This window comes from Streptomyces sp. NPDC032126 (genome assembly GCF_055580085.1).
Window position 1 is genome coordinate 409,616 of record NZ_JBVIMA010000009.1, and the last position, 24,640, is coordinate 434,255.

Here is a 24,640-nt window from a genome sequence, read left to right on the forward strand (position 1 = left end):
GGGTCTTCGGATCCACGTATCGAGCCTAACCGGCCCCGCCCAGCGCCCACCGCCCGACCGCCTCGTAGCGCGGCTGCTCCCCCGCCACCCCCGACACCGGCAGCTCGCTCCGCATCAGCACCAGCTCACCCACCGTCCACGGCCGCCCGGCGAACGCCCGCAGCGCCTCGACGAGCGGCCGTACGTTCCCCGGGTGCCGGCTGCGGGCCAGCGTCAGGTGGGCCTTGTAGCGGCGATGCTCCCCCATGTCGATCCCCGCGTGGCGGGCGGCCGCCTCGCCGCGGTCGGCCAGGTGCCCGAGCGCCGTCAGGTCGCCCTCCGCCCCCGCCCACACCACCTGCCCGTGCCCGAACTGCCCGCCGCCGCTCACCGCGAGCTCGAAGGGTTCGCCGCGACGGGCCGCCCGCTCCAGCCGGGCCGACAGATCCGGTACGACGTCCTCGCCGACCTCTCCGTAGAACGCGAGGGTGAAGTGCCAGCCGGGCCGGTAGGTCCAGCGCAGCCGCTCCGCCCCCGGCAGCCCCTTCAGCCGCGCCACCTCGGCGGCGAGCTCGTCGACCACGTCCTCGGGGGGCAGCACGGCGGCGAAGAGTCTCATGCGGATCACGATAAGACGGGGGCCGGAGCGGAGGACCGGGTTCGCGCCGGCTCCTCCGGGCAGTCCGGCCCGTCCGGGCAGTCCAGACAGTCCGGGCAGTCCGGTAGGGGCCGGACAGGCGACCCGGCGGACCGGCCCCGCACCGGCTCCATCCGAGCAGTCCGACACGGTCCGGCACAGTCCGGTCAGGCGACCGGCGGGCCGGTCCCGCACCGGCCCCGTCCGGGCAGTCCGACACGGTCCGGCACAGTCCGGTCAGGCGACCGGCGGGCCGGTCCCGCACCGGCTCCCTCCAGACGATCCGGTCAGGCGACCGCCGGCTCCTCCTGTTGCCGTCCCTCCGGCTCCTCCGGCTCAGCCCGCGGCACGAAGCGCACCGTCGGGTGACCCGCGTGCCAGCCCAGGGAGAGGCGGAGGCCGCCGACGCGGGCCAGGACCAGGCCGACGCCCACCGCGGCGACCGCCGACACCGCGCCGCCCACCGCGAGGCCCGCCCGGACGCCGTACGCGTCGGTGATCCAGCCGGCGATCGGCGCGCCCACCGGGGAGCCGCCGAGGAAGACCATCATGTAGAGGGACATCACCCGGCCGCGCATGGCCGGGTCGGTGGCCATCTGGATGGCGGTGTTGGCGGTGACGTTGATGGTCATGCCGAACATGCCGATCGGGGCCATGAGCAGGGCGAACAGCCAGAGGGACGGGGCTGTCGCGGCGATCAGCTCCAGAGCGCCGAACAGGCCCGCCGCGGCCACCATCACCCGTAGCTTGGCGGTGCCGCGCCGGGCGGCGAGGAGGGCGCCGGCCAGGGAGCCGACCGCCATCAGGGTGTTGAAGAGGCTGTAGGAGCCGGCGCCGACGTGGAAGACGTCGTCCGCGAAGGCCGACAGGTACACCGGGAAGTTGAAGCCGAAGGTGCCGATGAAGCCGACCAGGACGATCGGCCAGATCAGCTCGGGGCGCCCGGCGACATGCCGCAGGCCCTCCCGCAGCTGGCCCTTGCCGCGCGGGGCGCGTTCGACGACGTGGAGCTCGCGGGCGCGCATCAGGAGCAGACCGGCGATGGGGGCGACGAACGACAGGCCGTTGAAGAGGAACGCCCATCCGGTGCCCACGCCGGTGATCATCAGTCCGGCGACGGCGGGGCCGACGAGGCGGGCGGACTGGAAGTTCGCGGAGTTCAGGCTGACCGCGTTCTGCAGCTGGCCCGGGCCGACCATCTCGGTGACGAAGGACTGCCGGGCCGGGTTGTCGACGACGGTGGCCATGCCGACGGCGAAGGCGGCGAGGTAGACGTGCCAGACCTCGACGTGCCCGGACAGCGTCAGGGCGGCGAGCGCGATGCCGGTGAGGGCCATCGACAGCTGGGTGACGAGCAGCGTCCCCCGCTTGGGCAGGCGGTCGACGAGGAGACCCCCGTAGAGGCCGAAGAGGAGCATCGGCAGGAACTGGAGGGCCGTGGTGACGCCGACGGCGGTCGCGGAGCCGGTGAGGCCGAGGACCAGCCAGTCCTGGGCGATGCGCTGCATCCAGGTGCCGATGTTGGAGACGACCTGGCCCAGGAAGAACAGGCGGTAGTTCCTGATCCTCAGGGAGCCGAACATCGAGGACGTGCGGGTGGGGGTGGTGGAAGGGGTGGTCGGTGCGGGTGCGGAAGGTGTTCCGGGTCCCGGACTCAAAGGTCTTCGCCTCCTCGACGTGGCTTACAGATGGGCGAGCTTCTCCAGGACGGGGGCGGCGGCGCGCAGTTTCGCCCACTCGTCCTCGTCGAGGCCCTCGGCCAGGCCGGCCAGGAAGGCGTTCCGCTTGCGGCGGCTCTCCTCCAGCATGCTTTCGGCCTGCTCGGTCTTGGTGACCACCTTCTGGCGGCGGTCCTCGGGGTGCGGCTCCAGCCGGACCAGGCCCTTGGCCTCCAGCAGCGCCACGATGCGGGTCATCGACGGCGGCTGCACATGCTCCTTGCGGGCGAGTTCGCCCGGTGTGGCGCTGCCGCAGAGGGAGAGGGTGCCCAGCACCGACATCTCGGTGGGGCTGAGCGACTCGTCGACCCGCTGGTGCTTGAGCCGACGGGAGAGGCGCATCACGGCGGAGCGGAGTGAGTTCACGGCGGCAACATCGTCGCCATGGGTGAGATCCGGCATGTTCTTTAGAGTAACTCATTACTCTCTCTAAAGACCACCGCGACGCGCCCGGATGCCCGTGATACCGGCCACTGAATCAGGACATCACTCATACGGGTGATACGACCTCGGAACGTCACGCATCACCCCGAACCGTGCCGCGACCCTCGTAGCCATGGGGACCAGCGTGCTCAGCCTGCGAATAGACCACGACCTGCTCGAACGACTCCGCGAACACGCCGCCAGAAGAGGAATGAGCGTCCAGGACTATGTCGTCCGGACGCTCATTCGCGATGACTTCGACGAGCGGTTCCAGTCCGCCGTCGAGGAGACGGAGAAGTTCTACGGCCTCACATGAGGCCGCGTCGCCTGTGGCCGCCCCGCTGTGGCCGCCTCAGGTGAGGCCGAGGGCCGGCATCAGGTAGTAGAAGCCGAAGACCGCGGAGACCACGTACATCGGGACCGGGATCTCACGGGCGCGGCCGGCCGCCAGGCGCAGCAGCGTGAAGGTGATGAAGCCCATGCCGATGCCGTTGGTGATCGAGTAGGTGAACGGCATCATCACCATCGTGATGAACGCCGGGATGGCGATGGTGTGGTCGGCCCAGTCGATCTCCTTGACCGAGCCGGCCAGGATCAGGAAGCCCACCGCGAGCAGGGCCGGGGTGGCGGCCTGGGACGGCACCATCGTGGCGACCGGCGTCAGGAAGAGGGCGACGGCGAAGAGGCCGCCGGTGATCACGTTGGCGAAGCCGGTGCGGGCGCCCTCGCCGACACCGGCCGTGGACTCCACGAACGCGGTGGTGGCCGAGGAGGAGCTGGCGCCGCCCGCGGCGACCGCGAGACCGTCGACGAAGAGGACCTTGTTGATGCCGGGCATCTGACCCTGCGCGTCGGTCAGCTTGGCCTCGTCACTGACGCCCATGATCGTGCCCATCGCGTCGAAGAAGCACGACAGCAGGACCGTGAAGACGAACAGGACACCCGTCAGCACGCCGACCTTGCCGAAGCCGCCGAAGAGGCTGACCTCGCCGATGAGGCCGAAATCGGGGCTGGCGAACGGGTTGCCGGGCCACTCGGGGGTGGTCAGGCCCCAGGAGGGGATGTCCACGACGGCGTTGATGACCACGGCCAGGACCGTCATCGCGACGATCGAGATCAGGATCGCGCCGGAGACCTTGCGGGTGATCAGCGCGAGGGTGAGCAGCGCGCCGAGGATGAAGACCAGCACCGGCCAGCCGTGGAGGTGACCGTCGACCCCGAGCTGGAGGGGGACGGTGGTGTGGGCGGCGTCGGGGATACGGGTGACGAAGCCGGAGTCGACCAGGCCGATCAGCATGATGAACAGGCCGATACCGATCGAGATGGCCTTGCGCAGACCGAAGGGGACCGCGTTCATGACGCGCTCGCGCAGGCCCGTGGCGACCAGCAGCATCACGATGAAGCCGGCGAGGACGACCATGCCCATCGCGTCCGGCCAGGACATGCGCGGGGCGAGCTGGAGGGCGACGACCGAGTTCACGCCGAGACCGGCGGCCAGCGCGATCGGGACGTTGCCGATGACGCCCATGAGGAGCGTGGTGAAGGCGGCGGTGACGGCGGTCGCGGTGACCAGCTGGCCGTTGTCCAGCTGGTGGCCGTACATGTCCTTCGCGCTGCCGAGAATGATCGGGTTCAGCACGATGATGTAGGCCATCGCGAAGAAGGTGGCGAAGCCGCCGCGGACCTCACGCGCCAGGCTGCTGCCGCGCTCCGAGATCTTGAAATAGCGGTCGAGAGCGCCGTACGCGGGGGCGCCGCCCGGCTGCTCGGGCGCGGGGGCCTTGGTGGGGGCCGAGGTGGGCATCTGGTGGTTCCTGGTACTTTCCTACGAACACAACCGGTCAAAGACAAACGGTTTCAGTATGAACATATGAAGTGGTAGATCGCTATCTCCGCGCGTAGATGTGACCGCCTCGTAAGCTGTCCCCCATGGCGAAGTGGACACCCAAGCACGAGGCGCCGGAGCCCCTGGAGGGCCCCGTGGTCGCCACCATCACCGGCGGCACGATCCTCTGGTTCGTCCTCTTCCTCGTCCAGCTCCCCTTCTACGGCTGGTTCGACGACCACGGCCATCTGTGGTGGCTGTGGACCTGCCTGGCCGGCGGCGGGCTCGGCCTGATCGGCGTCTGGTACGTCCGCAAGCGGGACGCGGCCATCAAGCGAGCCCAGGCGGCGCAGCAGCTCTAGACCTGCTCCGGTCCGGCTTCAGAGCACCGCGGCGCCGGCTACAACCACCGCACTAGGGGCCGTCCTCCCCAGGTCGGATCTTCCGCGTCTTCGGCGGGTGAAGCCCCAAATCCGCACGTACCGTCGAATGCATGACCCATGCCGACGCCGAAGCCGCCGCTCCCGCCCGCCCGGCGCTCCCGGCGAGCGGGCTCACCGCCGCCGAGGTCGCGGAGCGCGTCGCCCGCGGTCAGGTCAACGACGTTCCGGTGCGCAGCAGCCGCTCGCCCGGGGAGATCGTCCGGGCGAACGTCTTCACCCGGTTCAACGCGATCATCGGCATCCTCTGGCTGATCATGCTGTTCGTCGCGCCGATCCAGGACTCCCTGTTCGGCTTCGTGATCATCGCCAACACCGGGATCGGCATCATCCAGGAGTGGCGGGCCAAGCAGACGCTGGACTCGCTCGCGGTGATCGGTGAGGCCCGGCCGACGGTCCGCCGCGACGGCACGGCCACGGAAGTGCCCACCTCCGCCATCGTCCTGGACGACCTGATCGAGATCGGCCCCGGAGACAAGGCGGTCGTCGACGGGGTGTGCGTGGAGGCCGACGGTCTGGAGATCGACGAGTCACTGCTCACCGGCGAGGCCGACCCGGTCGTCAAACGGCCCGGGGACGAGGTCATGTCCGGCAGCTTCGTGGTGGCGGGCGGCGGCGCGTTCCGGGCCACCAAGGTGGGCCGCGAGGCGTACGCCGCCCAGCTCGCCGAGGAGGCGTCCCGCTTCACGCTGGTCCACTCCGAGCTGCGCTCCGGCATCTCGACCATCCTCAAGTACGTGACATGGATGATGGTCCCGACCGCGATCGGGCTCGTCATCAGCCAGCTGGTGGTCAAGGGGCACGACCTCGGGGACGCCGTCGCCCGCACGGTCGGCGGCATCGTCCCGATGGTCCCCGAGGGGCTGGTGCTGCTCACCTCCGTCGCCTTCGCGATCGGGGTGATCCGCCTCGGCCGCAAAGAGTGCCTGGTGCAGGAGCTGCCCGCCATCGAGGGGCTGGCCCGCGTCGACACGGTCTGCCTGGACAAGACCGGCACCCTCACCGAGGGCGGCATGGACGTCACCGAGCTGCGCACGCTCGACGGCTACGACGCCCCGTACATACGCCGGGTGCTGGGCGCCCTGGGCGAGTCCGACCCGCGCCCCAACGCCTCCCTCCAGGCGATCATCGACGCCTACCCGGACTCCGACGACTGGCGGTGCACCGAGTCGCTGCCCTTCTCCTCCGCCCGCAAGTACAGCGGGGCCACCTTCAGCGAGGGCGACGGCGAGACCAGTACATGGCTGCTGGGCGCCCCCGACGTGCTGCTGCCGGACGGCGACCCGGCCCTCACCGAGACCGGGCGGCTCAACGAGGAGGGCCTGCGGGTCCTGCTGCTGGCGCGCGCCGCCCGCGACCTGGACCACCCCGAGGTGGGCGGCGGCGCCCAGCCGGCCGCGCTGGTCGTGCTGGAGCAGCGGCTGCGGCCCGACGCCGCCGACACCCTGCGCTACTTCGCCGAGCAGAACGTCCGGGCGAAGGTCATCTCCGGCGACAACGCGGTGTCCGTGGGCGCGGTCGCGGGCAAGCTGGGCCTGACCGGCGCCGCGGTCGACGCCCGGCGGCTGCCGGCGGAGCCGGGCGAGATGGCGGCGGCGCTCGACGAGGGCACGGTGTTCGGGCGGGTGACCCCGCAGCAGAAGCGGGACATGGTGGGCGCGCTCCAGTCGCGCGGCCACACCGTGGCGATGACCGGCGACGGCGTCAACGACGTCCTCGCCCTGAAGGACGCGGACATCGGCGTCTCGATGGGCTCCGGCTCGGAGGCGACAAGGGCGGTCGCGCAGATCGTGCTGCTGAACAACAGCTTCGCGACGCTGCCGTCGGTGGTGGCGGAGGGCCGCCGGGTCATCGGCAACATCACCCGGGTGGCGACGCTGTTCCTGGTGAAGACCGTCTACTCGGTGCTGCTGGCGCTGCTGGTGGTGTGCTGGCAGGTGGAATACCCGTTCCTGCCCCGCCATTTGACGCTGCTGTCCACCCTGACGATCGGCGTCCCGGCCTTCTTCCTCGCCCTCGCCCCGAACAAGGAGCGGGCCCGGCCCCACTTCGTGCGCAGAGTGATGCGGTACTCCGTGCCGGGCGGCCTGGTGGCGGGCGTGGCGACCTTCGTGACGTATCTGATCGCCCGTCACTACTACACGGGCGAGGGCTCGTTGGACGCGGAGACCAGTGCCGCGACGCTCACCCTGTTCCTGATCTCCATGTGGGTGCTGGCGATCATCGCCCGCCCCTACACCTGGTGGCGGATCCTGCTGGTGGTCTCGATGGGCGCGGCCTTCCTGCTGGTCCTGGCGGTGCCGTCGCTGCAGGAGTTCTTCGCGCTGAAGCTGGTCGGGGTGACGATGCCCTGGACGGCGGTGGGCATCTCGGTGGTGGCGGCGGCCGCCCTGGAACTCCTGTGGAGATGGGTCGACCGCCGCTTTCCCGCCTAGTCCTACTGCTTAGCGCCTACTGCACGTCGACGTAGTCGGCCACGGCGGCGGCCGGCTGGGTCGCGTTGGTGCCGACGAAGTTGTAGCGCCAGTAGCCGTCCACGCTCGCGGTGACGGTCGTGGACAGACCGCCGGTGGAGGTGGTCTTGACGGACTTGACCGTCGAGAAGGTGGAGGTGCCCGCCTTGCGGAACTGGAGCTGGACGTAGACGCCGGAGTAACCGGTGTACGTCAGGGTGTCCCAGTTGGCCTGGGTCAGACGACCGGTGACCGTGAGGGTCCTGCCCTTCTTCACCGGCTCCGGGGCGGCGTCGACGCCCAGCTTGGCGAAGTGCTTCAGCCGGGTGGAGGCGAGGTTGTCCTGCTCGGCGTAGCCGACCTTGCTCCAGTCGATGCTGTCGGCGTCCGGGTCCTGGTCGTTGAAGTCGTACGCGTAGCCGCCGGCCTTCCACGTGGTGGCGTCGGCGTTGGTCAGCTCGTCGCCCGGGTAGATGTCGATGGTGCTCTTGCACGTGTCGACGGTGTCGCTGCTCGGCGTGCAGACCGGCCAGTCGTCGCCCCAGAGCAGGTTGTCCCAGTCGGCGTACGTCGCACCGCGGTACAGCTCCACGTCCAGGAGGACCTCGGGCGCGCTGAGGTCGAGGTCCGCGGAGTGCGTGACCGTGTACGTCACCGGGACGGTGCGCTTGACGGTGGACACGGCGATCGGCTGGCCGTTGTTGACCTTCACGTTGGAGAACTGGAGGTCCAGGGCGTACGGCGTCCCGGTGTCCGTGCCGACGGTGCCGGTGTAGGTGGACTTGCCGGAGACGTGGTGCAGGGCGTGGACGTCGCCCTTGCTGACGGAGGAGCCGTCGGCGGCCGACGCGGCCGGCACGGCGAGAGCGGAGAGGGCCAGGGCGCCGAGAGCGGCGGCCACAGTGGCACGGGTGCGCATGCGTCCCCCATGAGGAAGCAGGTGCCCCGGCAGCGGTCGTCGCCTGCGGCTCGTCACCGCCGGGGTCACAAATGATCGTGGAGCCTGTTGGCTCGTGTGATCAGATCACTGAAGTGACCGAAGGGTTGTACGAGTCGGTGAAGAATTTGTGCGCTCGATGAACCCGTCGGCCGTCAGGCCCGTCTTCCTTCAGTCGAACCAGCGGTCCCGGGCCAGTTCCGCCGTGCGGGAGGGGTCCTCCAGGAGGGCCGCGACCTCGAAGCGACGGGGCCATTGGCCTGCCGCCCAGGCGAGGCCGGCGGCCACGCCCTCCAGGGTGGAGGCGTGCAGGACTCCGTCGTCGGTCAGGCGCCAGTCGATCTCCACGCCGTCCACGACGAGTTCCTCGTGTTCGACGTACGACTCCGGTGTACGCGGTCCGAGGAGGATCCGCACCGACTCCGGGACGTCGTGTTCCGTGCCCTGGGAGTGGACCTCGCCGGTGACGGACTCGCTCAGGCGCCGCACCTGGAAGAGTTCGGCCAGGTCGGCGGCCCGGGCGGGGCGGACCGGGAGGAGCGGGACGCCCTCGGTGAAGGGAAGCAGGTCCGGGGAGTCGACGACCACGGCGTCGGCCGCGTCCACGACCTCCACCCGGCCGTCCACCACGGCCCGCAGCTCGTCCGGCAGGGTCACCTGCTCGGGGTCCAGCTCCGCCAACGCGCCGTACAGACCGTGCAGTTGGGCGCCGGTCACCGGGCGGTCCGGGTCGGCGAGGCGGTCCAGCAGTTCGGCGGCGCCGCCCGGCTCTTCCAGGAGCGCGGCCACGGACGTCCGTACGCCCAGCGCGCGCAGCACCTGTTCGTCGTCGAAGCCGGTCGCGTCGGCCTCGTCGTACAGGCCGCGCAGCAGCGGGTCGCCGCCGGCCGCCAGCAGGCCCGCCGGGCGGCGGCCGTGCAGCACGGGGTGCCCGCGCAGCCACCACGCGGTGTACGGCCGTACGACCTCGTGGGTGCCGTCGGACAGGAGGATGCGGACCGGCTGGACGAGGGCGTCCCGCAACGGGGGCCGGGACAGCAGGGCCAGGGCCTCGGACCACTTGTCGTCGTCGACCAGGTCCAGGTCGCGGACGGCGACGAGTTCGGTGGCGACCGGCGGAACCGGGGAGTCCGGGAAGCGGTCGAGGATGTCCTCGCTCCAGACGTCCACCGCGTCGAGCAGTCCGGCATCGTCCGGCTCGGCGAAGTCCCCTTCCCTGGGCTCCAGTTCGTCCGGGTCGAGGACCACGTCGGTGGCGCGGACCAGGGCGAAGTTCGCGAGCACCCCGCAGGCGGCCAGCGGCTGTTCGCCCCACTTGTGGGCCAGTTCGGCGTCCACGGCGGCCAGTTCGTCCTGGCGGATGACCGACGCGAAGGCGCTGCCGGGGAGGAACAGCTCGCCGGCCGGGGCGAGTTCGCCGTCCTCGTCGGGCAGGGCGAGGGCGCCCAGCCAGGGCTCGTCGCCGGGCTCCAGGCCCGCGTCCCGGACCAGCGCGAGGACCGTGTCGGCCAGTTCCTCGGCGTCCGGGGCGTCCTCGTCCCAGGCGCCGGAGTCGTCGTCCAGGGAGGCGGCCACCGCGGCCCGCACCTGCGGGGTCGTCAGGACCGCGCGCGGCGTCGCGGGCAGCGCGCCGAGCTTCTCCAGCAGCGGGTGGGCCGCGTCGGCGTGCGCGACCTTCAGGCCGAGGCGGGCGAGGACGTCCGGGTCGATACGGGGCCCGTCGGCGGTGGGCAGCAGGACCTGGCGGGGGCCGATCGTGGTGCGCCCGTCGGCCAGCGGCACGGGCAGGCCGGAGAGGCGGTCCGGGTCGACGCCGGCGAGGCTGTCGTAGAGCCGGTACCACCAGTCGGGGTCCTTCTCCAGGCCGGCCAGGCGGTCGATCGCGTCGGCGAGGGGGAGGCGGGCGACACCGAGGGTGCGCAGCTCGACGCGGCGCTCCAGGCCGGCGGGGAGCAGGGTGGGCAGGACCTCGGCGAGGACCCGTACGGTGTCGGCGCCGGCGCCCTCGACGACCTCGGCGTCGCGGGGGCGCAGGGCCTCGGGCAGCTCGTCGTCGTCCTGGGGCCGCGCGGCGGGCGGCAGGAAGGACGTACGGGGCAGGCGGTCGAGGATCGCCTGACGCAGGGCGCCGTCCAGTTCGCCCTTGCCGAGGGGGCCGGGGACGAGGCCGAGGATGCCCGGGGTCACCGGACGCCAGGCGGCGAGGAGTTCGGCGTAGGCGTCGGCCGCGCGCTGCACGAGGAAGTCGGTCAGCGGGCCGGGGGCCGCGTGGCGGCGGGTGCTGTCGAGGGGGAACGAGGCGATGAGCAGGGCCGGGACGCCGAGCGGCTCGTCGCTGGGGGTGGGGGCGTGCACGACGGGCGCGGTGCCGGGGTCGGCCGGTGCGCCGTCCGCGTCGGCGGGGACGGCCCAGGTGACCGACCAGTGCGGCCGCAGCCGCTCCTCGACCGGCCGGTCGGCGAGCAGATCGGGCGTGAGCGGCCCGTGCGCCGACGCGGTGCGCCAGCGCGTCGTCCGCCCGCCGGCTGAGTCCTCTACGACGATGACGGCGCCGTCGGTCTGGCGGCGCAGAGTGCGGGGCTCGTCGCCGTTGATCTCCACGACCACCTCGGACAGGCCCGGCAGGGCGAGGAGGAGGGCGTCGTCGACGGCGGCGAGGAGCCGTTCGGCGAGGTCGGCGGCGGCCGCGTCGCGCAGGGGGAGGATGACGGCCGTGTCGTAGGGGGCGGGGGCGGTGCCCTCGGCGGCGAAGGGCAGGCGCAGCAGGGGGACGTGTCCGTCGCGGCGGCGGATCTCGTCGCCCAGGCCGGGGCTGTGCCGGGCCGTGTCGCGGGCCAGGTCGCGGGCCTCGGCGAGGGACCAGCGGACGCCGCCGTGCCGGCCGACGACGGCGGGCTCGTCGGTGACGGCGAGGACGGCGGCGAAGCCGACGCCGAAACGGCCGACGGCGGCGGTGTCGCGCTTGGCGGAGGCACGGAGGGTGGCGAGCGACTCCACTCCGGTCGCGTCCAGGGGGGCGCCGGTGTTGGCGGCGATCAGGACGCCGCCGCGCAGGGTGAGGCGCAGGCGGCCGGGGACGCCGGAGCGGGCGGCGGCGTCGGCGGCGTTCTGGGCGAGCTCCACGACGAAGCGGTCGCGGTAGCCGCCGAGGACGAGGTCCTCCTCGGCGTTGGCGTCCTCGCGGAAGCGGGCGGGGCTGGTGGCCCAGGCGTCCAGGACGCCCCGGCGCAGGCGGGCGGTGCCGAAGGGGTCGGCGCCCTCGGGTGCGGGCCGCACGAAGTTGCTGCTCACGTTCCCTCTCCTCATCGGCGACGACTGAAGGTACCGCGCGCTGAGGCGACCGCAAGTCGGGGGCGCCGTGGGTCGGTGTGGACGGGGCCCCCTCCTGGGGGCTCCGTCCGCACGGGGCTACGAATGGCCCAGTTCCGCCGATTCCTCGTCGGTGGTCGGGGGGACCGAGCCCGAGTCGGGGGACGGGCGGAGGGGGAAGGGGTCCACCCGGGTCTCGTCGATGACCGGGGGGGCCGGGCGGGGCGGTGCCGGCATGACGGCCGCCTCGGAGTGGCCGCCGCAGCCGTACGTCAGGGAGACCATACGGCCGTCCGCCGGGGAGAACTCGTTCGCGCAGACGCCGAACGCCTGGCCCAGGGAGCCCCCGATCGGCATCAGGAAGCCGCAGCTCACGCAGGACGCGGGCGCCGCCTGGGCCATGGGGGTCTTCGCGCCGAACGCCTCCTCCCAGCGGTCGGCCGCGCTGTGCAGCCCGTAGCGGGACAGGACGCGGGCGCGGCGCAGCCCCAGCTCCTCGGCGACCGCGGCGATCGAACCCCGGCTCGGGACGGTGGGCTGGGTGACCGGCGCGCCCGCCGTCACCTCCGCGTCCTCCGCCTCCACGAGGTCCGCCATCTCCTCGGAGACGGCCGCGTTCGGCGGGGGCACGTCCTCGCCGGTGTAGCCCGGCTCCAGACGGAGGTCCTCCGCGTCCGTGGGCAGCAGATCGCCGGGGCCCATGTCGCCGGGGCGCAGGCGCTCGCTCCACGGCACCCATTCGGGCGCCAGCACGGCGTCCGGCCCGGGGAGCAGGACCACCTCGTCGAGCGTCACGATCTTCGCGCGGGAGGCGCGGGCCACGGTCGCCGCCCAGCGCCAGCCCCGGTATCCCAGTTCCCGGCACTCGAAGAAGTGCGTGACAACGCGGTCGCCCTCGGAGACCATCCCCACGTGCGGGCCGACCACGCCGGGCGCGGCCGCCTCCTCGGCTGCGGCGCGGGCGAGGTCGACGGCCTCGGCGCACAGACGGTCGGGGGTGCGGCTTCGCGTTGTCGCTGCGCTCACAGGTATCGCTTCTCTCCTACGCCGTCTCTCGGGTGCGGTGCCATGAGGGCGGTGGAGCGGACGGAGCGGACCAGAGGGCCGCGTCGACGTCCGCGTCCGATCGCGATCGGGCGCACCTGTGCCATCCATTGTGCGGGATGGCTGAGATACGCACGCTACCTGTTCGCGGCCGCTGGGCCTACACCGACGTTCGGTTCCCACCCCGCCGACCGCCGGTTCCCCGCCCCTTCCAGGGCTTCCGTCCGGTCCGTCCGGTGCGGAAGGCGACGGAAATCGGGCCGCCATCCGTGCCGTATCCGCACTAGGGTCCGCCTTCTCAGGGCACTATGACGTCGTGGCAGCCGCGAGGACACCCCAGGACGCCACCGGTATCGGTGGCCGGATCGGCGAGCCCGTCCGTGCGGTCGGGCGTGCCCTGCGGTTCCCGTTCACCGGCACCGCCCGCGGCATCCGCAAGGCGACGCACGCGCACGGCGCCGGTGAGTCGGGCCTCGGCAAGCTGATCGAGCTGCACGCGGTGAACGGCGCGGGGGACGTGATGATCACCGTGGCGCTCGCCTCGACGGTGTTCTTCTCCGTGCCGACCGACGAGGCCCGGGGGCGGGTCGCGCTGTACCTCGCCATCACGATGGCGCCCTTCGCGGTCCTCGCCCCGGTCATCGGCCCGCTCCTCGACCGGCTCCCGCACGGGCGCCGGGCCGCGATGGCCGGGGCCATGTTCGCCCGGGCGCTGCTCGCGCTGGTGCTGTCGGGGGCGGTCGTCTCGGGCAGCCTCCAGCTGTATCCGGCGGCGCTCGGGGTGCTGGTGGCGTCCCGGTCGTACGGGGTGGTCAGAAGCGCGGTCGTGCCCCGGCTGCTGCCGCCCCGCTTCTCCCTGGTCAAGGCGAACTCCCGGGTCACCCTCGGCGGGCTCCTGGCCACGGCCGCGGCCGCGCCCATCGGCGCCGGGCTGCAGGCCCTCGGCCCGCGCTGGCCGCTCTACGCCGCCTTCGTGATCTTCATGGCGGGTACGTTCCTGTCCTTCTCGCTGCCGCCCAAGGTCGACTCGGCCAAGGGCGAGGACACCGCGCTGCTCGCCGCCGACGAGCAGCATCTGCACGGGCCGCACCGGCAGCCGGTGAAGCGGCCGAACCTGCGGACCGTCGGCATCGCCGTCACCCACGCCCTCGGGGCGAACGCGGCCCTGCGCTGGCTGTCCGGCTTCCTGACCTTCTTCCTCGCGTTCCTGCTGCGCGAGCATCCGCTGACCGGGCAGAGCGCGGCCGTGTCGCTGGGCATGGTGGTGGTGGCCGCGGGCGTGGGCAACGCGCTCGGGACGTCGGTGGGCGCGTGGCTGCGCTCCCGGGCGCCGGAGCTGATCATCGTGGCCGTCGTCGCGGTGGTGCTGGGCGCGGCCGTCATCGCGGCGGTGTTCTTCGGGGCGTTCCTGGTGGCGGTCCTCACCGGGGTCGCCGGGTTCTCGCAGGCGCTGGCCAAGCTGTCGCTGGACGCGCTGATCCAGCGGGACGTGCCGGAGCAGGTGCGCACATCGGCGTTCGCGCGGTCGGAGACCATGCTCCAGATGGCCTGGGTGTTCGGCGGCGCGGTCGGTATCGCGATGCCGCTGAACGGTCCGGTGGGCCTGTCGGTGGCGGCGGCCGTGGTCGCGACGGGCTGGCTGACGACCACGAAGGGCCTCCTCGGCTCGGCCCGCCACAAGGGGGTCCAGCGGACCCGCGTGGCCTAACCCACCCCGACGCCGTACCCCTCGTAGGGAGAGCTCGGGGTGTGCCCGATAGCCTTCGGGCATGACCCTGCAATCCGCTGCTGTGCGACGCCGCCGCGCCGTCGCCGCCGCCGGCCTCGTTTCCGCCGGACTGCTCGTCCTTTCGGCCTGTGACAAGCCGACCCCGCGTTCCACGATCACCGTGGGCCGTTCCTCGGTCAGCGAGGAGGCCACGTGCGGCGGTGAGGGCGACGTCCTGAAGGCGGCGGAGCTCACCAAGTGCCTGAAGGACACCGACATCAAGTCGATCACCGTCGACCCGGACGAGACCGTGCGCTTCGGTGTCGACCCCGACACCGCCGACAAGCGGTGGACGATCCTGATGAACGGTCAGCCGCTGACCGACGAGAGCACGAAGACATACCGGACGATTCCGGGCAGCGTGTTCTTCAACGCCCAGTACGGCGCGCAGGGTGACTCCACGCTGGTGTCCATCAAGGCGGGCGACGGCAAGAAGGACAGCCAGTCGGTGACGGGGCTGTGGTCGTTCAAGCTGAAGAAGAGCGAGTAATCGCTGCCGCCGGGCTCGGCCGGGTGCTGGTGGCCACCGCCGTCCCCGCGGAGCGGGACGCGGTGGCGAGGGCGCTGGCCGGGCCGGTCGGCGTGAGCGGTGTCGAGCCGCTCGCCGCCGGGGTGGGCCCCGCTCTCGCCGCCGCCTCGGTCGGCTCCGCGCTGACCGCCGCCGCGTTCGAGGGCCGGCCCTACGGTCTGGTCGTCTCGGCCGGTATCGGCGGTGGTTTCGCGCCCGAGGCCCCCGTCGGGGGGCTCGTGGTCGCCGATGAGATCACCGTGGCCGATCTCGGCGCCGAGACCGGGAACGGATTCGTGCCGGTCACCGAACTGGGGTTCGGGGTCGTCACCCATCGGCCGCCCGCCACGCTGGTACGGCTCGCCGCCGAGGCCACCGGCGCCCGCGTCGGGGCCGTACTCACCGTGTCCACCGTCACCGGCAGCGCCGAGCGGGCCGCCGAGCTGCGGGCCCGGCATCCCGGTGCGCTCGCCGAGGCCATGGAGGGCTTCGGGGTCGCGGAGGCGGCCGCGCTGCACGGGACGCCGGTGCTGGAAGTGCGGGCGATCTCCAACGCCGTGGGGCCGCGCGACCGCGCCGCCTGGCGGATCGGGGACGCCCTCGCCGCCCTCACCGAGGCGTTCGGGAAGCTCGCGCCCGTCCTGGAGAGTTGGAGCCGACATGAGTCCCGAGAGTCCGATGGATCCGATGAGTCCTGAGCACCCGTTGCGGATCGCCTACTCCCCCTGCCCGAACGACACCTTCGTCTTCGACGCCCTCGCCCACGGCCGCGTCCCGGACGCCCCGGCGCTCGACGTGACGTTCGCGGACATCGACCTCACCAATGGCATGGCCGAGCGCGGCGAGTTCGATGTGCTGAAGGTGTCGTACGCCGTGCTGCCGTACGTCCTCGACGAGTACGCGCTGCTGCCGTGCGGCGGCGCGCTGGGCCGGGGCTGCGGGCCGCTGGTGCTCACGCGGGAGGCGGGCCTCGATCTGACGGGCCGTACGGTCGCCGTGCCGAGCGAGCGGTCGACGGCGTATCTGCTGTTCCGGCTGTGGGCGGCGGACACCGTGCCCGGCGGGGTGGGCGAGATCGTCGTCCTGCCCTTCCACGAGATCATGCCCGCCGTGCGGGACGGCAAGGTCGACGCCGGTCTGGTGATCCACGAGGCGCGCTTCACCTACCAGAACTACGGCCTCCACAAGCTCGCCGACATGGGCGAGCACTGGGAGGACACGACGGGACTGCCCATCCCGCTCGGCGCGATCATCGCCAAGCGGTCGCTGGGGACCAAGACGCTGACCCGGCTCACCGACTCCATCCGCGCGTCCGTGCGGGCCGCCTGGGACGATCCGGACGCCTCCCGGCCGTACGTCATGGAGCACGCGCAGGAGATGGACCCGGCGGTCGCCGACCAGCACATCGGGCTGTACGTCAACGAGTTCACCCACGACCTCGGCGTGGACGGCTACGCGGCGGTCCGGGGACTGCTCACGCGCGCGGCGGCGGAAGGGCTGCTGCCGCCCCTGAAGCCGGACGCGCTGTCCCTCTGACCGACGCCCCGGACACGCTCTGGACACGGCTGTGGCGGGGGAGGTGAACCCTCTCCCCGCCACGGGAAATGACCTGAATCCGGCCCCGCTTTTGGCGCGTCCTCGCCGGTCCGCGCCCCTTTCGGCGGCTCTCGCCGGTCAGACGTCCAACTGGTCAGACGTCCAGCTGGTCGGCGACCGCGCGCAGCAGGCCCGCGATCTTCTTGCCGGAGGTCTTCTCGGGGTAACGGCCCTTCTCCAGCATCGGGGTGATGTTCTCCAGAAGGGTCGTCAGGTCCTGGACGATCGACGCGAGCTCGTCGGGCTTCTTGCGCTGCGCCGCCGCGACCGAGGGGGTCGGGTCGAGAATCGTGACGGAAAGGGCCTGGTCGCCGCGCTGTCCGGCGACCACGCCGAACTCCACCCGCTGACCCGGCTTCAATGTCTCCACGCCGGCGGGGAGGACCGAGGAATGAACGAAGACGTCACCGCCGTCGTCGCGGGAGAGAAAGCCGAAGCCCTTCTCGCTGTTGAACCACTTGACCTTGCCGGTAGGCACGTCTGTCCTCGTCCTCGTACTCGTCGGAAAACTGCTTATAACGCCGTCAGGCGGGTCGACCATGACCCGCCGGTACCAAGGCTAATGGTCTCCGGGCCCCTGACAAGACGTCGCCCGGTTGTTCCTACGGGCTGGGAACTACCCTGGTCCGGTGCGTGACAAAACCCAAACGAATTCCGCCGCGCCCGGTGACCGACTGATCCGTGCCGGTGCCATCGTCTTCTTCGTGGGTGCCGTGGCCACTCTCGTCACCGTGGCCCCGCTCTTCCTCGGAACGACGCCTTTTCCGACGTACATGTTCGGATTGAGCATGCTCATGGGCGTCGGCTTCCTCATCGCCGGAGCCGGTGTGCTGCGGTCCGTCGCGGCGGGCCGGCGTCAGGCGCGTGAGGCGGCCGCCGCCCGGTAGTCCGCGAGCCAGCGCGGGAACGCGGTGAGGTCGGGGAGGACGACGTCCGCGCCCTCCTCGCGCAGCTCGTCCGCCGTGCAGGGGCCGGTCGGCACGGTCACCGACAGCGCCCCGGCCGCGCGGGCGCCGCGGACGTCTCCGACGTGGTCGCCGACGTACACGCTCGCGCCGTGCTCGCGCAGGGCCAGCGCCTTCTGCTCGGCCCACAGGTTGCCGATCAGCGCGTCCGGTTCGATACCGAGGTGCCCCAGGTGGAGGCGGGCGTTCGGCTCCCACTTGGCGGTGACCACGAGGGCGCGGCCGCCGGCCTCCTGGACGGCCGCGACGGCCTCGTGGGCGCCGGGCATCGCGAGCGTGCCGGTGATGGCGTGCTCCGGATACATCGCGCGATAGAGATCGGCGACGGCCGCGACCCGTTCGGCCGGGAACCACCGCGCGATCTCCTCCTCCAGCGGCGGCCCGAGCCGGGTGACCACCAGATCCGCGTCGATGTACGTCCCCGTCCGCTCGGCGAGCGCCACGTAGCAGGCGTGGATGCCGGGCCGGGAGTCGATCAGGGTCATGTCGAGATCGAACCCGACGGTGGGCGCGGAAGCGGAAGGGGACGTGGCGGCGGGGGCGGGCTCGGATGCGCTCGTGTAGGCCATATGGGTCATTCTGCCGGGCAGCGGATCATGCCCGCGGCGGAGACCGACTGCCGGGACGATCCCCTGGTCCTGGTGCTGGTGCTGGTCCTACCGCTTCCGCTGTGAGCGCCACAGCACGAACAGGGCCGAGGCGATGGCCGCGGCGCGCAGGACCCAGGGCCAGGTCTCGGCGATCGCCTCGTTCATCCGGCCCTCGGCGATCGGGTCGCCCCAGCGGCCGTCGTTGCGGCCCCACAGCCAGACCAGTCCGGCGGCGACGGCGGCGCCCGGCAGCCAGATCACCGCGATCTTCGTCTCCGTGTCGGTCAGCCGGCGCGAGACGTAGGCGATGGCCCAGCCCAGGAGCAGGGCGACGGGCTGACTGAGGACCGCTCCGGCGAACAGACAGGCGGCGGCCAGCAGGAGCAGGGGGTTGCTCCAGCGGCGGGAGGGCAGGCGGAGCAACCGGCGCCGGGGGCGGGCGCTCTCGCCGGCGTCGGCCTCGGCGTCGGCCTCGGGTTCCTTCGCGGCGGCCTTCGGCTCGGGCTCCTCCCGCCGCGGCGGGCCTGGCTTGAGCAGTTCGGGGATCTCGATGCCGCCCACGAACCCCGGTACGTCCTCGTCGTCGTAGCCCAGAGGCGCGAAGGGTCCCCGGCGCCACCAGTCGTCCCGCTCCTCGGCGCGCCGCGGGGCCGGTACGTCACCGGGTCCGGCGTCGGAGGGGCGGGGTCCGGGCACACCGCGCCGGGATTCCCTGGGCCGGGATTCCGGCACCGTCTCGCCCTCGCGCTGTACGGGCACGGCGGGCGTCGGTGTCTCCGGCGCCGCCGATCCCGTCCCGGCCGCCGCCGCGACCACGTCGTCCGGGCTGCCGAGGCGGGCGATGATGCGGCGCACGGAGGCCGGCGAGTCGACGGGGGCCTTGGCGCGGCGCCGGTCGATCTCCTCGCGCAGTTCGGACACGAGCCGCATCCGCGTGGCCGACGCCAGCTGCTGCTGGTGCGCCACATCGCCGACGCGGCTCAGATACTCGTAGACGACCTGGTCGCTCTCGATGCCCACGGTCTCGAAAGTAGCGCAGGGGACGCGGGCAACGCGCGGATGTGTCAGGTGGGTTCGCGGACGGCGGCGCCGCGCCCGCCCGGCCGCGGATTCCCCGGATGCTTGGGCGCGGCGCCGGAGTCCCCGTAACGTGAACCGAATGAGCAGCGCCCAGCCGAACCCGGCCCCCCGCTCCCTCGCGGAAGCGCTCCGTGCGAGGGACGACGCCTCCCTGGCCGCGCTCCTGCGCGCCCGTCCCGACCTGATCACCCCGGTCCCCACCGACCTGACCCAGCTCGCCACCCGCGCGGGGACCCGCGCCTCCGTGGTGCGCGCCCTGGAGCGGCTGGACCGTTTCGCGCTCCAGACGGCGGAGGCGCTGGCCGTGGCCGGGGACCCGGCGACCTACGACGAGCTGCTGAGTCTGATGGCCGGCGACGACCGCGACCCGGCGGTGGCCACCGCGCTGCCGCGCGCACTGACCGGGCTGCGCGAGCAGGCGCTGGTGTGGGGCGACGACGACCGGCTGCGGCTGGTGCGGACCGCGCGCGAGCTGCTCGCGCCGTCCGCGCAGCACCCCTCGCCGACCGGACTCGGGCCGGCCGTGCAGGAGGTGACGGCGGGCATGTCCCCGGGCCGCATCCAGGAACTGGTCGCGGCGCTCGGCCTGCCGTCCACGCATGACTCGGTCTCGGCGGCGGCCGCCCTGAGCACCCTGTTCACCGACCGGAAGCGGATGAGGAAGCTGTTGGCCGGGGCCCCCGAGGAGTCCCTCCAGGTGCTGTCCCGGCTGGTGTGGGGGCCGCCGTACGGGCAGGTCACCGCCGATCCGGCGGCCCATCTGCGCTGGCTGCTCGACCGGGGGCTGCTGCTGCCGACGGCGCCCGGGACGGTCGTCCTGCCCCGTGAGGTGGCCCTGCATCTGCGCGACGGGCGCGCGCACCGGCGGCCGGAGCCGGTGCCGCCGGCCGTGGAGCCGGCCGCCACCCACCGTCCACAGGTTGTGGACGCGACCGCGGCCGGCCAGGCGTACACCGCGCTGGCGACGATCGAGGAACTGCTGAAGGACTGGGACGAGGGCGGGCCCGCCGTGCTGCGGGCCGGCGGGCTGAGCGTGCGCGACCTCAAGCGGACCGCGGTCGCCCTCGACGTGTCCGAGCCGGTCGCCGCGTTCTGGGTCGAGCTGGCCTACGCGGCCGGGCTGCTCGCCTCGGACGGCGAGGCCGACGAGCGGTACGCGGCCACCCCCGCCTACGACGAGTGGCTGGAGCGCCCCGCCGGCGAGCGGTGGGCGCGGCTCGCGGAGAGCTGGCTGACGGCGACCCGGACGGCCGGCGTGGTCGGCGGCCGGGACGCGAAGGAGCGGACGCTGTCCGCGCTGGGCCCGGGCCTGGACCGCTCGGCGGCCCCGGAGGTACGGCACCGGGTGCTGGCCCTGCTGGCGTCCCTGCCGGAGGGCACGGCCCCCGACCCGGAGTCGGTCCTGGCGCGGTTGCGCTGGGAACGCCCGCTGCGGGGCCCGCAGCGCGACGACGACCTCCGGGCCCGGCTGGCGCGCTGGACGCTCCAGGAGGCCGAACTGCTCGGCGTCACCGGCCGGGGCGCGCTGTCGGGGCACGGGCGGGCCCTGATCGGGGCGCCCGAGCCGCACGCACCCGAGCCGCACGCACCCGCACCCGAACCTCAGGGACCCGGCGACAAGCTGCCCGTCCATCACCGGCACGCCCCCGCGCCGCCCCCGCTCGCCCCGCCCGAGCAGGCCGTCGCCTCCGCCGCCGCTGGGCGGCTGCTCGCGCCGCTGCTGCCCGAGCCGCTCGACCATGTGCTGCTCCAGGCCGACCTGACGGCGGTGGCGCCCGGACCGCTCCAGCGGCCGCTCGCGGATGTGCTCGGGGTGCTCGCCGACGTGGAGTCCAAGGGCGGGGCGACCGTCTACCGCTTCACGCCCGCCTCCGTACGCCGCGCCCTGGACGCCGGACGCAGCGCCTCCGACCTGCACGCCTTCCTCGCCGCGCACTCCCGCACGCCCGTCCCGCAGCCGCTCGCCTATCTCATCGACGACGTGGCCAGGAAGCACGGGCATCTGCGGGTGGGCGCGGCCTCGGCGTACGTCCGCTGCGACGACGACGCCCTGCTGAACGAGATCCTCGCCGACAAGCGCGCCGCCGCCCTGCGGCTGCGCCGCCTCGCCCCGACCGTGCTCGCCGCCCAGGCCGACCCGGCGAGCCTGCTGGAGGGGCTGCGCGCGATGGGTTTCGCGCCGGCGGCGGAGTCGACCGAGGGCGATGTGCTGATCACCCGGGCCGACGCCCACCGCACCCCGCCCCGCACCGCCCCCGAGCCGGTGCCGGACGGCCCGCCGGTGCCCGACGGCACGCTGCTCGCGGCCGCGATCCGCGCGATCCGGGCGGGCGACCTGGCCTCGACCGCGCCCCGCAAGGCGACGCAGACGCCCCTCGCTCCCGGCGAACTGCCGCGCACGTCCGCCGCGGAGACCCTGGCCACCATGCAGGCGGCCGTCCTGACCGGGGAGGCGCTGTGGATCGGCTACGTCAACGCAGAGGGCGCCGCCAGCCAGCGCGTCATCGCCCCGGTGCGGGTGGAGGGCGGGTTCGTGACGGCCTACGACCACACGGCGGACGAGGTCCGCACCTTCCCGCTGCACCGGATCACGGGGGTGGCGGAGCTGGGGGAGGACTGAGCGCCCGCATGGTTCAGCAGTCGCCCACCGGGGCGTCCGCCGGGAGTCCGAAGGCCGCTCGGGCCTGGGCCCGAAGCGCGTCGGGCGGCATCGGGTCGTCCAGCCGGTACGCGGCGAGGACACCGAAGTGGCTCCGCTTCCAGCGCGCGTTCCCGGCCCCGTCGGGAGCCTCGTCGCGCGATACGACCCGGTAGGCGCCGTCCGCTTCCCGAACCAGCCGGACCACCTGCGGAACGTGCGCGGCGCTGCACTCCACCAGGCCGCCGTCCCGCACCCCGTACTCCACGCACAGCGTGTCGACGCCCGCCCGGACGCGGTCGCCGCCCTCCTCCAGGCCGATCGCCTCCGCCCGGCAGAACCAGCGCGCGCCCAGGCCGGGCACGGCCTCCCCGTATCCGCCGCCCTGCGACTCGGTCACCAGCCGGGCCTCGATCACCGGCCGGACCTCGCTCCACAGCCCCGCGTCGACGTCCGCCGGCCACATCACCCAGGCACCCGTCCCCACCAGCACCACCACCGCACCGGCGCCGGTGGCCCATCTGCCTGCCGACATACGCCCCCTCCCCCCATGAACGGCTTGCTCCACCGGTGAGACAGCCGAGCCGGGCGCACGGTTGCGCGGACGGGCCCCGCCGTTTCCCCGCCGGGTGCGGCACACTGGACGTTTGGCCGCGCGGAAGGGATGTACGTACGTGAACGGTCCTCTCATCGTCCAGTCCGACAAGACCCTGCTCCTGGAGGTCGACCACGAGCGGGCCGACGAGTGCCGCCGGGCGATCGCCGCGTTCGCGGAGCTGGAGCGGGCGCCCGAGCACATCCACACCTACCGGGTGACCCCGCTCGGCCTGTGGAACGCCCGCGCGGCCGGGCACGACGCCGAGCAGGTCGTCGACGCCCTGGTGACGTACAGCCGCTACCCGGTGCCGCACGCGCTGCTCGTCGACATCGCGGACACGATGGACCGCTACGGCCGGCTGACCCTGAGCAAGCACCCGGCGCACGGACTGGTGCTCACCACCACCGACCGGCCGGTCCTCGAAGAGGTGCTGCGCTCGAAGCGGATCGCCCCGCTGGTCGGCGCCCGCATCGACCCCGACACGGTCGTCGTGCACCCCTCGGAGCGGGGGCAGATCAAGCAGACGCTGCTGAAGCTGGGCTGGCCGGCCGAGGACCTCGCCGGGTACGTCGACGGCGAGGCGCACCCGATCGAGCTGGCGGAGGACGGCTGGGCGCTCAGGCCCTACCAGAAGCAGGCCGTGGAGGGCTTCTGGCACGGCGGGTCCGGAGTCGTCGTCCTGCCCTGTGGCGCCGGAAAGACGCTGGTCGGGGCCGGGGCGATGGCCCAGGCCAAGTCGACGACGCTGATCCTGGTGACGAACACGGTCTCCGCGCGGCAGTGGAAGCACGAGCTGGTGAAGCGGACCTCGCTGACGGAGGAGGAGATCGGCGAGTACAGCGGGACGCGCAAGGAGATCCGGCCCGTCACCATCGCCACCTACCAGGTGCTGACGACCAGGCGGAAGGGCGTCTACCCGCACCTGGAGCTCTTCGACTCCCGGGACTGGGGGCTGATCGTCTACGACGAGGTGCATCTGCTGCCGGCTCCCGTCTTCAAGTTCACGGCGGATCTCCAGGCGCGGCGGCGCCTGGGCCTGACGGCGACGCTGGTGCGCGAGGACGGCCGCGAGTCGGACGTGTTCTCGCTGATCGGCCCGAAGCGGTTCGACGCGCCGTGGAAGGAGATCGAGGCGCAGGGCTACATCGCGCCGGCGGACTGTGTGGAGGTCCGCGTGAACCTCACGGACTCCGAGCGGCTGGCCTACGCCACCGCCGAGACGGAGGAGAAGTACCGCTTCTGTGCGACGACCGCGACGAAGCGGAAGGTCACGGAGGCGCTGGTGCGGCGCTTCGCCGGGCAGCAGATCCTCGTCATCGGCCAGTACATCGACCAGCTGGACGAGCTGGGCGAGCATCTGAACGCGCCGGTGATCAAGGGGGAGACCTCCAACGCGCAGCGCGAGAAGCTCTTCGACGCCTTCCGGGAGGGCGAGATCAGCGTGCTCGTGGTGTCCAAGGTCGCGAACTTCTCGATCGACCTGCCGGAGGCGACGGTCGCCATCCAGGTGTCGGGCACCTTCGGCTCGCGCCAGGAGGAGGCCCAGCGGCTGGGCCGCGTGCTGCGCCCGAAGGCGGACGGCCACCAGGCCCACTTCTACTCGGTCGTCGCCCGGGACACGATCGACCAGGACTTCGCGGCCCACCGCCAGCGCTTCCTGGCGGAACAGGGCTACGCCTATCGCATCGTCGACGCCGACGAACTCCTCGCGGAGAGCTGAGCCCCGGGACGGCTCGGCTCACTTGCGGCGGACGCCGGCCTCTTCGCCGTACTCGCCGAGGATGATCACGTCGAAGGCGGCGCCCGCGAAGACGCGTATCGCGTGCAGGGCGTCGCCGACGAGGTGGCGGTGGGTGCCGGACAGGGGGGTGGCGCCGGACGGTCGGCCCGGAGCGGGTGCTGGGGTGAAGGTCGCTGCGCTCATGTATCCATGGTGCGATCCGGGACGGGAGTGAGGCATCGGTCCACAGGCCGAACCCGCACTCCACCCGGCTCCACCCCGGGAGGGACCCTCACCCCCGGGAAGGAGGGCGCCGTCCCCTAGATGAATGAGTCCGATGTTCTCAGTGGTCGTAGGCGATGAGAGATCGTTTGATCTTGGCGCCGGTGGTCCAGTTGTGCCAGATGCCAGC

General features: G+C 72.7%; 22 protein-coding genes. 10 read left to right on the forward strand and 12 right to left on the reverse strand.

Features of this window, described 5'->3' with window-relative positions:
* Positions 1–25 precede the first annotated feature (25 nt).
* The 3 genes from thpR to ACZ5NW_RS31190 all read right to left on the reverse strand — a co-directional run bounded on the left by thpR (position 26) and on the right by ACZ5NW_RS31190 (position 2,736).
* Entirely contained in the window at positions 26–598 is a 573-nt protein-coding gene (gene thpR / locus ACZ5NW_RS31180; protein ID WP_468747317.1) for an RNA 2',3'-cyclic phosphodiesterase, read from the reverse strand.
* A 305-nt stretch (positions 599–903) separates the two neighbouring features.
* Complete coding sequence (locus ACZ5NW_RS31185; protein ID WP_468747318.1) at positions 904–2,274, reverse strand: MFS transporter; 1,371 nt, start codon at positions 2,272–2,274, stop codon at positions 904–906.
* Positions 2,275–2,298: 24 nt separating this feature from the next.
* On the reverse strand, positions 2,299–2,736 hold the full coding sequence (locus ACZ5NW_RS31190; RefSeq protein WP_468747319.1) for a MarR family winged helix-turn-helix transcriptional regulator: 438 nt from the start codon (positions 2,734–2,736) through the stop codon (positions 2,299–2,301).
* A 154-nt stretch (positions 2,737–2,890) separates the two neighbouring features.
* Between ACZ5NW_RS31190 and ACZ5NW_RS31195 the strand changes: the two genes are divergently transcribed.
* Positions 2,891–3,073 (forward strand): ribbon-helix-helix protein, CopG family, encoded by a 183-nt coding sequence (locus tag ACZ5NW_RS31195; protein ID WP_468747320.1) that lies wholly within the window; start codon positions 2,891–2,893, stop codon positions 3,071–3,073.
* 36 nt (positions 3,074–3,109) lie between these two features.
* On the opposite strand, the gene ACZ5NW_RS31200 is transcribed toward ACZ5NW_RS31195, so the two are convergent.
* The gene (locus tag ACZ5NW_RS31200) at positions 3,110–4,561 is read right to left on the reverse strand and encodes an NCS2 family permease (protein ID WP_468747321.1); all 1,452 of its coding nucleotides are present in this window, start codon (positions 4,559–4,561) and stop codon (positions 3,110–3,112) included.
* A gap of 125 nt (positions 4,562–4,686) precedes the next feature.
* Between ACZ5NW_RS31200 and ACZ5NW_RS31205 the strand changes: the two genes are divergently transcribed.
* Together ACZ5NW_RS31205 and ACZ5NW_RS31210 are read left to right on the forward strand one after the other, a co-directional pair.
* Positions 4,687–4,944: a DUF2530 domain-containing protein gene (locus ACZ5NW_RS31205; protein WP_468747322.1), complete on the forward strand. Its 258-nt coding sequence runs from the start codon at positions 4,687–4,689 to the stop codon at positions 4,942–4,944.
* Between the two features lie 131 nt (positions 4,945–5,075).
* A complete protein-coding gene (locus ACZ5NW_RS31210; protein ID WP_468747323.1) occupies positions 5,076–7,457 on the forward strand; it encodes a cation-translocating P-type ATPase in 2,382 nt (793 codons plus the stop codon).
* A gap of 16 nt (positions 7,458–7,473) precedes the next feature.
* On the opposite strand, the gene ACZ5NW_RS31215 is transcribed toward ACZ5NW_RS31210, so the two are convergent.
* The 3 genes from ACZ5NW_RS31215 to ACZ5NW_RS31225 form a co-directional block, all read right to left on the reverse strand.
* On the reverse strand, positions 7,474–8,394 hold the full coding sequence (locus tag ACZ5NW_RS31215) for a hypothetical protein (protein WP_468747324.1): 921 nt from the start codon (positions 8,392–8,394) through the stop codon (positions 7,474–7,476).
* A 189-nt stretch (positions 8,395–8,583) separates the two neighbouring features.
* Positions 8,584–11,718: a sacsin N-terminal ATP-binding-like domain-containing protein gene (locus tag ACZ5NW_RS31220; RefSeq protein ID WP_468747325.1), complete on the reverse strand. Its 3,135-nt coding sequence runs from the start codon at positions 11,716–11,718 to the stop codon at positions 8,584–8,586.
* Between the two features lie 102 nt (positions 11,719–11,820).
* The gene (locus ACZ5NW_RS31225) at positions 11,821–12,747 is read right to left on the reverse strand and encodes a DUF3027 domain-containing protein (protein WP_468747326.1); all 927 of its coding nucleotides are present in this window, start codon (positions 12,745–12,747) and stop codon (positions 11,821–11,823) included.
* 334 nt (positions 12,748–13,081) lie between these two features.
* On the opposite strand from ACZ5NW_RS31225, the gene ACZ5NW_RS31230 reads away from it, so the two are divergent.
* The 4 genes from ACZ5NW_RS31230 to ACZ5NW_RS31245 all read left to right on the forward strand — a co-directional run bounded on the left by ACZ5NW_RS31230 (position 13,082) and on the right by ACZ5NW_RS31245 (position 16,577).
* Positions 13,082–14,473 (forward strand): MFS transporter, encoded by a 1,392-nt coding sequence (locus ACZ5NW_RS31230; RefSeq protein ID WP_468747327.1) that lies wholly within the window; start codon positions 13,082–13,084, stop codon positions 14,471–14,473.
* Between the two features lie 61 nt (positions 14,474–14,534).
* Positions 14,535–15,023 carry a DUF2771 domain-containing protein gene (locus ACZ5NW_RS31235; protein ID WP_468747328.1) on the forward strand — a complete coding sequence of 163 codons (489 nt, stop codon included), beginning with the start codon at positions 14,535–14,537 and terminating at the stop codon, positions 15,021–15,023.
* Entirely contained in the window at positions 14,993–15,739 is a 747-nt protein-coding gene (locus tag ACZ5NW_RS31240; protein ID WP_468747329.1) for a futalosine hydrolase, read from the forward strand. Before ACZ5NW_RS31235 ends, ACZ5NW_RS31240 begins: the two co-directional genes overlap by 31 nt.
* Complete coding sequence (locus ACZ5NW_RS31245; protein WP_468747330.1) at positions 15,729–16,577, forward strand: 1,4-dihydroxy-6-naphthoate synthase; 849 nt, start codon at positions 15,729–15,731, stop codon at positions 16,575–16,577. The genes ACZ5NW_RS31240 and ACZ5NW_RS31245 overlap by 11 nt, the downstream gene beginning before the upstream one ends.
* Before the next feature lie 154 nt (positions 16,578–16,731).
* Here the strand turns inward: ACZ5NW_RS31245 and ACZ5NW_RS31250 are convergent, their stop codons facing one another.
* A complete protein-coding gene (locus ACZ5NW_RS31250; RefSeq protein ID WP_468747331.1) occupies positions 16,732–17,115 on the reverse strand; it encodes a cold-shock protein in 384 nt (127 codons plus the stop codon).
* 151 nt (positions 17,116–17,266) lie between these two features.
* Between ACZ5NW_RS31250 and ACZ5NW_RS31255 the strand changes: the two genes are divergently transcribed.
* Positions 17,267–17,524, forward strand: coding sequence for a hypothetical protein (locus ACZ5NW_RS31255; RefSeq protein WP_468747332.1), 258 nt, complete (start codon positions 17,267–17,269; stop codon positions 17,522–17,524).
* Here the strand turns inward: ACZ5NW_RS31255 and ACZ5NW_RS31260 are convergent.
* Both ACZ5NW_RS31260 and ACZ5NW_RS31265 read right to left on the reverse strand, forming a co-directional pair.
* Complete coding sequence (locus ACZ5NW_RS31260) at positions 17,494–18,171, reverse strand: HAD family hydrolase (RefSeq protein ID WP_468747333.1); 678 nt, start codon at positions 18,169–18,171, stop codon at positions 17,494–17,496. The genes ACZ5NW_RS31255 and ACZ5NW_RS31260 overlap by 31 nt on opposite strands.
* An 87-nt stretch (positions 18,172–18,258) precedes the next feature.
* Positions 18,259–19,212, reverse strand: coding sequence for a hypothetical protein (locus ACZ5NW_RS31265; protein ID WP_468747334.1), 954 nt, complete (start codon positions 19,210–19,212; stop codon positions 18,259–18,261).
* 139 nt (positions 19,213–19,351) lie between these two features.
* Between ACZ5NW_RS31265 and ACZ5NW_RS31270 the strand changes: the two genes are divergently transcribed.
* On the forward strand, positions 19,352–21,892 hold the full coding sequence (locus ACZ5NW_RS31270) for a helicase-associated domain-containing protein (RefSeq protein WP_468747335.1): 2,541 nt from the start codon (positions 19,352–19,354) through the stop codon (positions 21,890–21,892).
* A 13-nt stretch (positions 21,893–21,905) separates the two neighbouring features.
* On the opposite strand, the gene ACZ5NW_RS31275 is transcribed toward ACZ5NW_RS31270, so the two are convergent.
* Positions 21,906–22,445, reverse strand: a complete 540-nt coding sequence (locus ACZ5NW_RS31275) for a hypothetical protein (protein WP_468747336.1) — start codon at positions 22,443–22,445, stop codon at positions 21,906–21,908.
* 139 nt (positions 22,446–22,584) lie between these two features.
* Between ACZ5NW_RS31275 and ACZ5NW_RS31280 the strand changes: the two genes are divergently transcribed.
* Positions 22,585–24,228, forward strand: a complete 1,644-nt coding sequence (locus ACZ5NW_RS31280) for a DNA repair helicase XPB (protein ID WP_468747337.1) — start codon at positions 22,585–22,587, stop codon at positions 24,226–24,228.
* A gap of 18 nt (positions 24,229–24,246) precedes the next feature.
* Here the strand turns inward: ACZ5NW_RS31280 and ACZ5NW_RS31285 are convergent, their stop codons facing one another.
* Complete coding sequence (locus tag ACZ5NW_RS31285) at positions 24,247–24,432, reverse strand: hypothetical protein (protein WP_468747338.1); 186 nt, start codon at positions 24,430–24,432, stop codon at positions 24,247–24,249.
* Positions 24,433–24,640 lie beyond the last annotated feature (208 nt).